The sequence below is a fragment of the Parolsenella catena genome (assembly GCF_003966955.1).
Classification (GTDB): domain Bacteria; phylum Actinomycetota; class Coriobacteriia; order Coriobacteriales; family Atopobiaceae; genus Parolsenella; species Parolsenella catena.
The window spans coordinates 436061-449480 of the sequence record NZ_AP019367.1 but is presented as its reverse complement, the minus strand read 5'-3'; the positions used below and the strand labels follow the sequence as shown (position 1 = coordinate 449480).

The following is a 13420-nucleotide window of genomic DNA, read 5'->3' as shown; positions in this document are numbered from 1 at the left end:
CGCTACACCTTCTCCCTGACGGTCTTGCCAAGCAGGCCAGACGGCTTGACGAGCAGAACGACGATGAGCACGCCGAACACGATGGCGTCGGCGAGCTGCGTGCCCACGTAGGCCTTGGCGAAGATCTCGATGACGCCAAGCACGAGGCCGCCCACGAAGGCGCCGGGGATGGAGCCGATGCCACCGATGACGGCGGCCGTGAACGCCTTGATGCCGGGCAGCGAGCCAGTCGTGGGGATGAGCGTGGGGTACGCCGAGCACATGAGCACGCCGGCGACGGCGGCCAGGCCCGAGCCGATGGCGAACGTGAGCGAGATCGTCGAGTTCACGTTGATGCCCATGAGCGTGGCGGCGCCGCGGTCCTCGGAGCAGGCGCGCATGGCCTTGCCCATGCGGGTCTTGCCCGTGAACATCGTGAGGCCAACCATGACGACGACGCCCGCGATGACCGTGACGATCGTGATGGCGCTCACCACGAGCTGTCCGTCGAACAGCGAGACGGACGGCAGGTTGACCACGGACGGGAACGACTTGGTGTCAGATCCCCAGATGAGCAGCGCGGCATTCTGCAGGAAGTAGCTCACGCCGATGGCGGTGATGAGGACGTCGAGCGAGGGAGCGTTGCGCAGCGGCTTGTAGGCCAGACGCTCGATGACGATGCCGAGCACCGTGCACGCCACGATGGACAGCAGCACGCCCACCCCCGTGGGCAGGCCCAGGTAGTTAACGGCGCAGAAGCACACGTAGCCGCCAACCATGATGATGTCGCCGTGGGCGAAGTTCAGCATCTTGGCGATGCCGTACACCATGGTGTAGCCCAGGGCGATGATCGCGTACACGCTGCCGAGTGACAGGCCGTTGATGAGGTTCGTCAGAAAGCCCATGTCTTGCCGCCTCCTTTCCTTTCATGTTGCGAGAAACGCTCCGATAACCGCCTGGACCTGTTCCCGCAACCTTTCTCTCCTACCGACGAGCGGGGACCATCAAGCCGATGGCCCCCGCTCGCTCTTGACACTCTATTGGACGGCGCGTCATGGCTCGCGTCTGCGAAGGACGCTCGTCACGCGCTGCTGGCTAGTCCAGCGGCTGGTACACGCCGTCCTTGATGACCATGCCCTTGGGCTCCTTGGAGACCTCGCCCGTGTCCTTCCAGCTCATGTTCTCGCCGGTGAGGCCGGAGTAGGTGTAGCCATCGACGATGGCGGCCTTGAGCTTGTCGCAGATGTCGGAGGCGCTCATGTCGGGGGTGCAGCCCGTCTTCTCGAGCAGCTCCTTGACGACGTAGACGCAGTCGTAGGCGTCGGCGGCGAACTGGATGGGCTCGTCACCGTAGGCGTCCTTGTAGGCCTTGGTGAAGGCGGACGTCTTCTCGTCGGTGGCGGTGGCCACGAACGGGGTGAGGAGCATGAGGCCCTCGGCGAGCTTCGTGTCGAAGCCCTCCACCGTCAGGATGCCGTCCATGCCGTCGCAGCCGAAGAAGTCCGGCGCGTAGCCCATGCCGTTGGCCTGCGTGAGGATCAGAGCGGCCGGGGTGTAGTAAATCGGCAGGAAGACGAGGTCGGCGCCGTTGTTCTTGGCGTCGTTGAGCTGCACGGAGAAGTCCGTGGCGTTGTCGTCCGTGAACGTGGAGGTCGAGACGATCTGAAGGCCCTGGTTGGCGGCCTCGGCCTCGAACTTCTTGTAGACGCCCGCGGAGTAGGCGTCGGAGTTGTTGTAGATGACGGCGATCTTGGTGCCGAGCTGCTTCTTGGCCAGGTACTGGGCGGAAGCGGTGCCCTGGTTGGGGTCGGTGAAGCACATCTGGAAGACGTTGTCCTTGCGGGCGGTCGTCACGTTGCCGTCGGCGTCCTCCTGGCCGCCGATGACGTCGTTGGACGACGCGGACGGCGTGAGCTCGAAGACGTTGTCGGAGTTGGTCTCGGCGGAGACGGCCACGCAGGGGTTCGTGGTGGTCGGGCCGACGAGAACCTGCAGGCCCCAGTCCTTGAGGTTGTTGTAGGCGTTGACGGACTTCTCGGGATCGTGCTCGTCGTCCTGGCAGTTGTGCTCGAACTGAATCGAGCCGCCAGCGGCGTTGATCTCGTCAACGGCGAGCTGGGCGCCGTTCTTGGTAGCGTTGCCGTAGATGGCGGCGGCACCGGTCAGCGGGCCGATGTTGCCGAGCTTGAAGGTGGTGGAGCTACCGGCACTCGAGGAGCCGGAGTTGCCGCAAGCAGCGAGGCCGGCGACGCTTAGAATGCCCGTGGCACCAGACAGCTTCACGAAGTTCCTACGGGACATGCCAAAACGCTTGGACTCCATCTTTCATCCTCCTCGTGCATGGCCTTTAGCTATTGACGGTCACGGGCGTGGAAGGCCTACCCCGCTCGTGGTGGTTGACTACGATAGCGGGTCGACTATGCAATAAGTCGGACGTTTTACTCTCGGTACCTCGTTTTAACAGTGCGGAAATAAACGCATCAACCAGCAGATGTCATCGTTCGCGCGGCCAGCGGCACGACTCGGACGGCAGCCCCGGCTCAGCCTAGCCACGGCAGATGTCGGCGAGCGTGGCGCCGAGAAACGCCGCGAGCTCATCGGGCGCGAGCTTGAGCGTGAGGCCCAGGCGTCCGCCTGAGATGTAGATGTCATCGAACAGCTGGGCCGTCTCGTCGATGAGCGTGGGGAACTGCTTTTTCATGCCCACGGGCGAGCAGCCGCCGCGCACGTAGCCGGTCGTGGGCTCGAGGTCGCGCACGTGCATGAGCGTAAGCGACTTCTCGCCGGCCGCCGCGGCGGCCTTCTTGAGGTCGAGCTCGTCCCCGGAGGGGATGCAGCACACGACGTGACCACCGTGCGGCGCCACGCACACGAGCGTCTTGAAGCCCTGTGCCGGGTCATAGCCAAGCATGTTGGCGATGCGCACGCCCAGGTCGCTCACGCCCGTGGGGTCGGGCTCGTCGAACTCGATGGCCTCATAGGCCACGCCGCCACGCTCGAGCTCGCGCATGGCGTTCGTCTTCTGCACGCGTTGCTTCCTAGCCATCGAGGTCCTCCTCCCCCGGCATTGCGATGGGCGGCACCCACTCGGGCTCCCCGCTCTTCTCGAGCCTCTCCTGCAGCTCGCGGGTGCGCGCCAGCACCGGCCCCAGGAACTTGCCCGTATAGCTCGCGGGACATGCCGCGACCTGCTCGGGCGTTCCGCAGCACACGACGGTGCCGCCGCCGTCGCCGCCCTCGGGGCCCATGTCGATGAGGCGGTCTGCCACCTTGATGACGTCGAGGTTGTGCTCGATGACCAGCACGGTGTTGCCGGCGTCCACGAGGCGCTGCAGGACGTCGAGCAGCTGGCGGACGTCCTCGAAGTGCAGGCCGGTCGTGGGCTCGTCGAGGATGTAGAACGTCCGGCCCGTCTGCTGGCGGTGCAGCTCCTTGGCGAGCTTCACGCGCTGGGCCTCGCCGCCAGAGAGCGTCGTGGCGGGCTGCCCCAGGCGGATGTAGCCCAGGCCCACGTCATAGAGCGTCTGGAGCTTGCGCTTGATGCGCGGGATGTTCGCGAAGAACTTGAGCGCCTCGGTGACGCTCATGTCCAGCACCTGCGAGATGTTCTTGCCGTGGTAGGCGACCTCAAGCGTCTCGCGGTTGTAGCGCGCGCCGTGGCACACCTCGCACGGGACGTAGACGTCGGGCAGGAAGTTCATCTCGATCTTGATCTGGCCGTCTCCCTTGCACGCCTCGCAGCGGCCGCCACTCACGTTGAAGCTGAAGCGGCCCGCGCTGTAGCCGCGCGCGCGGCTCTCGGGCGTGCTCGCGAACAGGGCGCGCAGGTCGTCCCACAGGCCGATGTAGGTGGCCGGGTTGGAGCGCGGCGTGCGGCCGATGGGGCTCTGGTCAATGTCGATGACCTTGTCGATCTGCTCGATGCCAGAGATCTTCTTGTACTCGCCAACCGGGCGCTGCGAGTGGTGGACGGCGTTCGTGAGCGCGGGCGCGATCGTGTCCGTGACCAGCGAGCTCTTGCCCGAGCCCGAGACGCCCGTGACCACGGTGAGCGTGCCAAACTCGATGCTCGCCGTGACGTTCTTGAGGTTGTTGTGGGAGGCGCCCACGATCTTGAGCGCGCCGCGGCCGGGGTTCCTGCGCTCCCGAGGCACGCGGATGAGCCGCCGCCCCGTGAGGTAGGCTCCCGTCGTGGACTCGGGGCAGGCACAGATCTCGTCCGGCGTGCCCGCGGCCACGACCTGCCCTCCCAGCTCGCCGGCGCCGGGGCCCATGTCGAGCACGTAGTCTGCCGCGCGGATCGTGTCCTCGTCGTGCTCGACCACGATCACGGTGTTGCCCTGGTCGCGCAGGCGCTCGAGCGTGTGGATGAGACGATCGTTGTCGCGCTGGTGCAGGCCGATGGAGGGCTCGTCGAGGATGTAGAGCACGCCCATGAGGCCCGCACCAATCTGGGTGGCCAGGCGGATGCGCTGCGCCTCGCCACCGGAGAGCGTCGCGGAGGCGCGCGCGAGCGTGAGGTAGTCAAGGCCCACGTCCACCAGGAAGCGCAGGCGCTCCACGATCTCCTTCACGATACGTCCGCCAATGAACTCCTGGCGCTCCGTGAGCCTGAGCGTGCGGAAGAACTCGAGCGACTCGCGGCAGCTCATGCAGCACACGTCGTAGATGGACTTGTCGCCCACCGTGACGGCGAGCATCTCGGGCTTCAGGCGCGCGCCGTGGCACGTGGGGCACGGCACCTCGTGGATGTACTTCTCGAGACGCGCGCGGAGCTTCTCGTTGGTGGTCTCGCCGTACTTCTCGAACAGGATGGAGCGCACGCCGGCGTAGGTGGTGAGCCAGTGGGTGTCACGGCCGTCCACCGTGTGGTAGTCAACGCGGATCTTCGTGGCGCCCAGGCCGTCGAGCAGTGCGGTGCGCACCTTCTTGGGGAGCTTCTTCCACGGGGTCTCCGGGCTCTCCCCAAAGTGGCGGCACACGGCGGCCAGAATCTGCGGGTAGTAGTTGGAGCGGCCGAAGAAGCTGCCGAACACGCCGTCTGCCACGGACAGCTCCGGGTCCTCGATGAGGGCCTCGGCGTCCACGATGCGGCGGAACCCCAGGCCGTCGCAGTCCGGGCAGGCGCCGTAGGGCGCGTTGAACGAGAAGTCGCGGGGCTGCGGGTCATCCATGGAGTGGCCGTGCACGGGGCAGGCCAGCGCAAGCGAGTACTGCAGCAGCTCGCCGGGCATGCGCTCGGGGTCGTCGCGGTCGGGCAGCAGGTAGACGCCCACCTTGCCGGCCGCGAGGCGCGTGGCCGTCTCCACGGCCTCGGCGATGCGCCCCAGGCTCGTCTCGCGGATGACGATGCGGTCCACCACGACCTCGATCGTGTGCTTGAGCTTCTTGTCGAGCTTTATCTCCTCATCGAGCTGGCGCACCTCGCCGTCGACGCGCACGCGCGAGAAGCCCTCGCCGCGCAGGTCGTCGAGCAGCTTGGTGTACTCGCCCTTGCGGCCGAGGACCACCGGCGCGAGCACGAGCGCGCGGCGCCCCTGGCCGGCAGCGAGGACCTTGTCGGCCACCTGGTCGGTCGTCTGGCGCTCGATGACGCGCCCGCACTCCGGGCAGTGCGGCGTGCCCACGCGGGCGTAGAGCAGGCGCAGGTAGTCGTAGATCTCCGTCACGGTACCCACGGTGGAGCGGGGGTTCTTGCTCGTGGTCTTCTGGTCGATGGAGACGGCCGGTGATAGGCCGTCGATGGAGTCCAGGTCTGGCTTATCCATCTGGCCGAGGAACTGGCGCGCGTAGCTCGAGAGGCTCTCGACGTAGCGGCGCTGGCCCTCCGCGTAGATGGTGTCGAACGCCAGGCTCGACTTGCCCGAGCCCGACAGGCCCGTGATGACCACGAGCTTGTCACGCGGGATTGAGACGTCGACGTTGCGCAGGTTGTGCTCGCGCGCGCCGCGGATGACGATTGCGTCGGAGGCCATGGACCGCTCCCCTGTCGTGTGCTTCTCTCGGCCTCACAGTTTAGAACATTCGTTCGTCTGCCGCCAGGGCGCCATTGGGGACGCGCCGCGCAGGGCGCCATTGGGACCAAACGAACCCGTCCCCTTTGGTTCCGCGGACCGCTCCGTCAGTGCAGCAGCGGGTTGTCGAGGTGCAGCTCGGGGCGGGGCGCGCGGCTGGGCGCGCAGGCGTCGGGCGCGGACGAGACGAGCTCGCGCGAGAGCGGGCGTAGCTCCCAGGCGCTCGCGACCTCGGCCGTGGGGCGGACGGAGCGGGCGCGGGCGAGCGCGGCCGAGAACACCGGCCCCACGATGTCGCAGCGCCAGACGCGGCACGTGACGCGCTCGGCGCCGCCCTCCTCGCGCGGCAACCACAGTTCGACGGGCTCGCCGAACCACAGCGCGTGCGCGAGGCCCGCGCCCAGGTCGCTGCGGTCCTCGGCCACCGAGACGACGAGCGTGTCGGGCGCCACGCCGGGCATGCCCACGCCCAGCTCGCCCGCGCTGGCAACGGCGGCGGCGATCGCATGCGAGACGAGCGGGACACGCACGCGGCCGGAACGCTCGCCGAGCGGCAGCGCGCCCGCCTCGTCCGCCTCGGGCGACACGTCCTGGCGCGCAAGCCCCTGCCACACGGGCAGGTCGCAGCGCTCGAGGTCCGAGTCGGGGTGGTTGCCGCAGGCCTTGTAGTCGTCCTCGAAGGCCACGAGGCCGTGGCGGGCGCGCACGGCGTGGAACTCGCGCGCAAGACGCACGTAGTAGTCGATCGGGGGCATCGGGACCCAGCCGAGCACGGAGCGGCGGTGTGGGCGCCAGATGACCGAGAGGCACGTGACGCCGCGCTCGGCAAACCACTCGCACGCTTCGGCGTTGCGGGCCAGCGCGTCGTCCACGCTGGGCACGGCGCCCTCGCCCGCGAGCTCGGCGCCACCCACGAGCTGCGTGTACACGTTGCCGCGGCCCAGCACCCCCACGGCGTCCGCCGTGCGGCGCAGCCACTCGTCGTAGCCCACGTGGGCCTGCTTGCCCGGGCAGAGGCGGCCGAACTGCTCGGCGCCCCACGCCTCCAGGTTGGGGCTGTAGGACGTCACGCCCGTCTGCCCCACGATGCGCGCGAGGGCGTCCGCGTCGTAGGCGGGCGCCATGAGCTGACAGGCGAAGCGCCCAGAGAACGTCTCGCCCATGGCGGCGAGCACGCGCCCGTAGCGGTCCTGCTCGCGCGAGAAGGCGGGCTCTCCGCCCATGTCCGAGCCGCCGGAGACGTAGAGCTGCGAGTAGCGGCCAGGCTCCGCGAGCGCCGCGCGCACGACCTCGGCAATCTCGGCGCAGGGGACCTCGGGGTCGACACCGCGGCGCGTGAACAGCGCGCAGAAGCGGCACTGCCTGCCCTCGCGCCAGAACTCGCAGCGGCGGTATGCCGTGAGGATGAGCTTCTGGGCGCGGGCGTCTGCCAGGGCGTCCGCCGGGGTGCCGGCACCCGTCATGAAGTCATAGAGCGCGGGGCGTGGCGTGAAGCCGATGACGTCCACGAGCCCCTCGCGGGCGTCCGCCGGCGCCGCGTCGCCGTCCGCCGCGATCGTGCCGCAGGCGGGCTCGCGCAGCGTGAACTCGCCTGCGGCGGGGTCGTAGTCGATGACGTAGGGGTCGTCGTAGGTCTCGCCCCAGTTTATGTAGACGTAGGTGGCGTCTCGCAGCAGCACGCCGCCGGGCATGACGGGCCTGGGGGCCTCGTCGTCCGCCTCCGTGCGGCCCGTGAACGCTATCTCGAACGGCTCGTCGCTCGCGAAGCGATAGTCGGGGGCCTGCAGGCGGGCCAGCGCGGCCGCCGAGAGGCGCGCGCCGTGCCACACCATCGAGATCTTGAGCAGCACGAACGGCGACATGTCCGGATACTCGGCGCACAGCCGGCGCCACTCCTGCGTCTTTGTCTCGCCCACGACGAGTCTCCTCTCAACAGGGACCATCGGGGACGGGTCCCTTTGGTCCCAAACCTAACAGGAAGCGGCACCAGAGGGGCGCCAAACGAACCCGTCCCCTTTGGTCCCACCAGAGGGGCGCCAAACGAACCCGTCCCCTTTGGCTCCCCCTTTGGCGTCTATCGAACGACGACGAGCGCCACGACGATCGCGGCGTTCAGACCAATGGCAAACGCAAGGTCACGCGCACGCAGCGGCACCTCGTAGGCGCAGCGGCGCTCACCCTCGTCCTCGAACCCGCGCGACTCCATCGCCATGGCAAGGCTCTCGGAGCGCTCGAGCGCATGCGCCAGCATCGGCACCACGCGCCGCGGCGACAGCGGCCCCACGCGCACGCCGCGCGCACGCAGGGCGAGGCCCACCTCGCCGTACTCGTCGCGCACCACGGGGAAGAAGTGGTAGGCGGCGAGCACCCCGTAGGCGAACTTGGCCGGCAGGCGGAACTGCTGCATGAGGCTCATGACGAGCTCGAACGCATCGCTCGTGAACGCGAATGCCATGCCCAGGCCACCATAGGCCAAGACGCGGCTCGCAAGCTGCGCGGCCGTGGTCCAGTCGCTCGCGAACAGCGTGCGCTGGCCAAACGCGTCCGTCTCGATGGCAGCCGCGGCGTTGCCGCCCGAGCCGTACATGAGTCCCGTGACGAACAGGGCAACGGCCGTGAGCGCAAACGGCAGCATCGCGAGCGCGAGGCCCCTGCGGTTCGTGCCGGGCGAGGCGAGCGTAGCCACGAACATGATGACGAACACGGCCAGGTTGACCGGTGTGTTGAATGTGACGGACAGGATGAGCGACGCCACGATGAGCGCGGCGAGCTTCACGCCCGGGTTGATGCTCCTCATGCGCGGCTCCCCTCCCACGCGGGCTCGCGGCGGCCGCGCGCGTACGTCTCGAACTCGTCGGCGACAAGCGGCCGTACGCCGCCGTCCTGCACGAGCAGCACCTGGTTGGCGACGGCCCGGGCGAGCACGAGGTCGTGCGTGGCCACGATGACGGTGAGCCCCGCGGCCACGCGGCCCATGAGCATGTCGAGCATGCGCCTGGTCGAGCGCTCGTCCTGGGCGTACGTGGGCTCGTCGAGCAACAGCACGCCGGCGTTGCCCGCAAGCATCGCGAGCATGGCCAGGCGGCGCTGCTGCCCCTGGCTTATCTCGTAGGGCGAGCGCTCGCCGAGGCCCGCCAGGCCAAACTCCTCGAGCAGGGCCGGGACGCGGGCGGCAAGGTCCTCGTCGGCCACGCCGGGATTTGCCGCGCGCAGCGTCACGAGCACCTCCTCGGTCACCGTGAGGGCGAGGAACTGCAGGCGCGGGTTCTGGAACACGAGGCCCACGCTGCCCTCGACGTCAAGCTCGCCGCTCGTCTCGCACGCGCCGGCGATGGCGTGCAGCAGCGTGGACTTGCCGCTGCCGCACTCGCCCACCAGCGCGCAGACGCTGCCGCGGGCAACGTCGAGGTCCACGCCCGCAAGCACGCGTGAGAAGGCCCGTCCGCGGCCGTAGCCCACGGACAGTCCACGGGCGCGCACGAGCGTGCGGGCGTCTGGGGCCACCTGTACCGGGGCGTAGCCCGCCGCCCACTGCTCGTCCACGAACAGCCCAGCGGCACGCATCCGCCCCTCGTGGACCAAGAGGTCCGCCGGCGCAAACGAAGCCTCGTCAAGGCTGCCGGAGGCGCGCATGAGCACCACGCGACTCGCGAACGGCAGCCACCAGCCCGCGCGATGGTCCACCACGAGAAGCGTCACGCCCAGCTCGGCGTTGAGCCGGGCCAGCTCGGCAGACAGCGAGGCGCACGACGCGGGGTCGAGGTTGGCGAACGGCTCGTCGAGCACGAGCGTGCGCGCGCCGCAGGCGAGCGCCGTGCACAGCGCGAGCTTCTGCTTCGTGCCGCCGGAGAGCCGCCCGATGCGCTCGCCGGCGCGCTCCTCGAGCCCCACGAGCGCAAGGAGCTCGCGGCAGCGGGCGCGCATGTCGCCCTCCCAGCCCACGTTCTCCAGGGCAAAGAGCACCTCGCGCTCCACCGTGTCCATGCAGAACTGGTTGTCCGGGTTCTGGAACAGGATGGAGACCTCGCGGCTGCGCTCGCGCGGGCCCATCTCGGCCACGGGGCGGCCAGCCGCCAGGACCGCTCCGCTCGCCACCCCCGCGTAGGCGGGGTAGAGCCCCGCTAGGCACAGCGCGAGCGTGGACTTGCCGCACCCCGAGGCCCCCATGACGAGGACGACCTCCCCCCGGCCAACGGTCAGGGAGAGGTCGGAAAACACCGGGTCGGCGTTCTCGCCGTATGAGAACGTGAGACCGCGGGCCTCGAGCGCGGGCACGGCGTCCGTCTCGGCGGGCATGTCCGCCCGCTTCTTAGCAGCGTCCGCGCTAGGCACGGAGGCGCAGGTCTCGGGCGTCACGGGCACGCGCTTCTCGGCAGCGTCCGTGCTAGGCACGGGAGCGACCAAGCGCGTAGCCCTTGAGCAGGCCCGTCTTGGCGAGGGCATCGCCGATGGCCTTGGAGCCAAGGCCGCAGAACACCACGGAGCTCACGAGGCGCACGACGAAGAACAGCACGAGGATCGGCAGCGAGATGAGGCCGTAGCCCGAGCGGATGAAGCTCCACACGAAGCTGATGATGGTGCAGAACAGCGAGGCGAGCAGCATGTCCTTCGTCTCGAAGCTCTTGTAGCGGCCGAGCGCGAACGCGAGCTCGGCGCCGGCGCCCTGGACGAGACCGGTCACGATGACCATCGGCCCGTACATGTTGCCAAGCAGCACCTCGATGAGGGCGGCGATGACCTCGGAGACGAGCGCCACGCCCGGGCGCTGGATGATGTAGGCCGCGAGCGTGGACACCATGAACCAGATGCCGAACACGATCTCGTTGCCCATGGGGCCGATGCCCATGGGCGTGAACGCGGCGACCATGGCGGCCGCGGCGTACACCGCGACGAGGTACACCACGCCAAAGACGATGCACAGCATCGCCACGAAGATGATCTCCTGGAGCTTCCAGCCGCCCTTGGCGGCGCCGTTCTCGTTTGCCATTCCCTGTTCTCCTCTCGTCATGGCGCGGGGTGCCTCCCCGCTCGCCATTTCCCTTCTCGCCAGCCCCGTGGGAGTGGGACCACATGAACCCGTCCCCTTTGGTCCTACTCGACGGTGGGGCTGTTGACGTTGATCGTGAAGTGCAGCACGTAGTGGTGGACGCTCTCGCTGGCCTCCATGAGCTTGCAGACGTCAGTGAGGTAGGCAAAGACGTCGTGGATGGAGCCCTCGATGCGCGTGGCGTAGTGGATCGTCTGCGGATTGAGGCCGCGGTCCTCCGCCATGCGCCAGACGCGGGCGATGTCGTCGATGTAGTCGCCCACGCCCATGGGATAGAGGGCCAGCTTGCACAGGCAGGGCTGCGTGGCGGCCTCCACGATGGCGCGGTTGGGCGCCTCGCCCTCGTAGGTGAGCTTGGAGTCGCCGGAGACGTCGCCCGGGCAGCCCTTGGAGACCTGGCCCTCGATGGCCATGTGCACGCCCTCGGTCCAGGCGCTCGCGAACAGCGCGCTCACGGCGTCCATCACGTAGTCGAGCTTGCCGCGGTAGACCGTGGACAGCGCGTCGGTCTCGCTCCAGACGGCCGAGGTGTCAACGCACTCGAGGCCGCCCAGGATGATGTCGATGAAGTTGTCACACATGGGATAGAGCGTGAAGCGGCAGCCAGAGATCGGCAGGTCGGTGCCGCGGCCGGCCCAGGGAAGGTCGGGCCTGTTGCAGCCCTCGCAACAAGTGTCAGACATGGTTTCCTCTCGTTCGTGCGGCGCGTGAAGGGCCGAGAGGAGAAGAGCCTGACGAGAAAGGAGAGCACGCAGCGGCACGCGGCAACGCGCGGCTCCAGAAAACGGCCGCGAAAGGCAGCGAGCTTCCCTACGCTGGTCCTAACCAGGTCAGGTTCAAGGGGTTGGGTATCCTCTCAGCTCTTTCGAGCACCCCCAGCTAACGGTTTGGCATTATATCCAGCACGGGCGGAGTGTCAAGCTCTTCTCGGGGAGAGAAAACAAGGGACACGCAAGCGGCAGGGCCGTCACCGTTTGCCCCAACGTTTACATTTCCGCGGCCCGCCCTTGTGCAACACTTATGAGCACCGCAGGCGCACGGGGGCGTGCGCCACAACAGGAGGGACGTCCACATGTTCAGATTCGGCCTGCTCACGAGCGGTGGGGACTGCCAGGCGCTCAACGCCACCATGCGCGGCATCGCCAAGACCATCTACCGCAACAGCAAGGACAAGGTCGAGGCCTACGGCTTCGAGGACGGCTACCAGGGCCTCATCTACGGTCGCTACCGCAAGATGGAGTGGGGCGACTTCTCGGGCCTGCTCACCCTGGGAGGCACGATCCTGGGCACGAGCCGCACGCCGTTCAAGCTGCTCGACACCCCCGAGGCCGACGGCGTGGAGAAGGTCCCCGCCATGGTGAAGACCTACCGCAAGCTCAAGCTCGACTGCCTGTTCGTGCTGGGCGGCAACGGCTCCACCAAGACGGCGAACCGCCTGCGCGAGGAGGGCCTCAACGTCATCGCGCTGCCCAAGACAATCGACAACGACACCTGGGGCACCGACATGACGTTTGGCTTCGCGAGCGCCGTGGACATCGCCACGAGGTGCATCGACGAGCTGCACACCACGGCCAACAGCCACCGCCGCGTCTTCGTGGTGGAGATCATGGGCCACAAGGTGGGCTGGATCCCGCTGTACGCCGGCATCGCGGGCGGCGCGGACGTCATCCTCATCCCCGAGATCCCCTATGACATGGACAACGTCATCGACACGATCAGGCGCCGCGATGAGGCGGGCGGACGCTTCTCCATCGTCGTGGTGGCCGAGGGCGCCATCTCCAAGGAGGAGGCGGCCATGAAGAAGAAGGAGTACAAGAAGAAGGTGGCCGCACGCGTGCAGCCCTCCGTGGCCTACGACATTGCCGAGGAGATCTCCAAGCGCATCGACCACGAGATCCGCGTCGCCGTACCCGGCCACACCCAGCGCGGCGGCGAGCCGAGCGCCCAGGACCGCATCTTTGCCACCCAGTGCGGCGTCGAGGCCGCACGCGGCGCGCTCGCAGGCGAGTTTGGCTACATGATCGCTCAGCGAGACGGCAAGATGGCACGCGTGCCGCTCGAGCAGGTGGCCGGCAAGCTCAAGTACGTCGACCCCAACGGCGAGCTCGTCCAGGAGGCCAAGCTGCTCGGCATCTCCTTCGGCGACGAGTAGGCCGGGAGGGACGGTCCGAGAAGGACGGCGAGTCCAGTCAGCCAATTGATTGAGGCAAGTCCAACGCTTTTGATAGCCCGCAATGACAGCACAGGCGCTGTCGTCGCGGGCTATTGTTGTTGGCAATCACCGTTCGTCGGTTCGCGTTTACCATTCGCCGGGATAGAACATAATTTAAGAGACTATTTACTATCCTTTAAATAGTTAAAAATTAGTTACACTCACCCA

Annotated in this window: 10 protein-coding genes and 1 riboswitch; of the genes, 1 reads left to right on the top strand and 9 read right to left on the bottom strand. The window is 67.9% G+C overall.

Annotation, left to right across the window (positions count from 1 at the left end):
• Positions 1-2 precede the first annotated feature (2 nt).
• The 9 genes from Pcatena_RS02010 to Pcatena_RS01970 form a co-directional block, all read right to left on the bottom strand.
• Positions 3-884 carry a branched-chain amino acid ABC transporter permease gene (locus Pcatena_RS02010; protein WP_126421163.1) on the bottom strand — a complete coding sequence of 294 codons (882 nt, stop codon included), beginning with the start codon at positions 882-884 and terminating at the stop codon, positions 3-5.
• A gap of 190 nt (positions 885-1074) precedes the next feature.
• Positions 1075-2301, bottom strand: a complete 1227-nt coding sequence (locus Pcatena_RS02005) for an ABC transporter substrate-binding protein (RefSeq protein WP_232619875.1) — start codon at positions 2299-2301, stop codon at positions 1075-1077.
• A 223-nt stretch (positions 2302-2524) separates the two neighbouring features.
• Positions 2525-3025: a Cys-tRNA(Pro) deacylase gene (gene ybaK, locus Pcatena_RS02000; RefSeq protein ID WP_126421161.1), complete on the bottom strand. Its 501-nt coding sequence runs from the start codon at positions 3023-3025 to the stop codon at positions 2525-2527.
• On the bottom strand, positions 3018-5954 hold the full coding sequence (gene uvrA, locus Pcatena_RS01995) for an excinuclease ABC subunit UvrA (protein ID WP_126421159.1): 2937 nt from the start codon (positions 5952-5954) through the stop codon (positions 3018-3020). The genes ybaK and uvrA overlap by 8 nt, the downstream gene beginning before the upstream one ends.
• A gap of 146 nt (positions 5955-6100) precedes the next feature.
• On the bottom strand, positions 6101-7909 hold the full coding sequence (locus Pcatena_RS01990) for a radical SAM protein (RefSeq protein ID WP_193901398.1): 1809 nt from the start codon (positions 7907-7909) through the stop codon (positions 6101-6103).
• Between the two features lie 158 nt (positions 7910-8067).
• Positions 8068-8790, bottom strand: a complete 723-nt coding sequence (locus Pcatena_RS01985; protein ID WP_126421157.1) for an energy-coupling factor transporter transmembrane component T family protein — start codon at positions 8788-8790, stop codon at positions 8068-8070.
• Positions 8787-10385 (bottom strand): ABC transporter ATP-binding protein, encoded by a 1599-nt coding sequence (locus Pcatena_RS01980; RefSeq protein WP_198433407.1) that lies wholly within the window; start codon positions 10383-10385, stop codon positions 8787-8789. Before Pcatena_RS01980 ends, Pcatena_RS01985 begins: the two co-directional genes overlap by 4 nt.
• The gene (locus Pcatena_RS01975) at positions 10378-10980 is read right to left on the bottom strand and encodes an ECF transporter S component (protein WP_126421155.1); all 603 of its coding nucleotides are present in this window, start codon (positions 10978-10980) and stop codon (positions 10378-10380) included. Before Pcatena_RS01975 ends, Pcatena_RS01980 begins: the two co-directional genes overlap by 8 nt.
• 104 nt (positions 10981-11084) lie before the next feature.
• Positions 11085-11723, bottom strand: coding sequence for a YkoF family thiamine/hydroxymethylpyrimidine-binding protein (locus Pcatena_RS01970; protein ID WP_126421153.1), 639 nt, complete (start codon positions 11721-11723; stop codon positions 11085-11087).
• A gap of 107 nt (positions 11724-11830) precedes the next feature.
• Positions 11831-11927: riboswitch (TPP riboswitch) on the bottom strand.
• A gap of 185 nt (positions 11928-12112) precedes the next feature.
• Here Pcatena_RS01970 and Pcatena_RS01965 point away from each other — a divergent pair.
• Positions 12113-13192, top strand: a complete 1080-nt coding sequence (locus tag Pcatena_RS01965) for a 6-phosphofructokinase (RefSeq protein WP_126421151.1) — start codon at positions 12113-12115, stop codon at positions 13190-13192.
• Positions 13193-13420: the final 228 nt, after the last annotated feature.

Coding starts and splice junctions, on each gene's coding strand:
- ybaK (WP_126421161.1), bottom strand. CDS start 3,025: ATGGCTAGGAAGCAACGCGTGCAGAAGACGAACGCCATGCGCGAGCTC.
- Pcatena_RS01965 (WP_126421151.1), top strand. CDS start 12,113: ATGTTCAGATTCGGCCTGCTCACGAGCGGTGGGGACTGCCAGGCGCTC.
- Pcatena_RS02005 (WP_232619875.1), bottom strand. CDS start 2,301: ATGGAGTCCAAGCGTTTTGGCATGTCCCGTAGGAACTTCGTGAAGCTG.
- Pcatena_RS01970 (WP_126421153.1), bottom strand. CDS start 11,723: ATGTCTGACACTTGTTGCGAGGGCTGCAACAGGCCCGACCTTCCCTGG.
- uvrA (WP_126421159.1), bottom strand. CDS start 5,954: ATGGCCTCCGACGCAATCGTCATCCGCGGCGCGCGCGAGCACAACCTG.
- Pcatena_RS01975 (WP_126421155.1), bottom strand. CDS start 10,980: ATGGCAAACGAGAACGGCGCCGCCAAGGGCGGCTGGAAGCTCCAGGAG.
- Pcatena_RS02010 (WP_126421163.1), bottom strand. CDS start 884: ATGGGCTTTCTGACGAACCTCATCAACGGCCTGTCACTCGGCAGCGTG.
- Pcatena_RS01985 (WP_126421157.1), bottom strand. CDS start 8,790: ATGAGGAGCATCAACCCGGGCGTGAAGCTCGCCGCGCTCATCGTGGCG.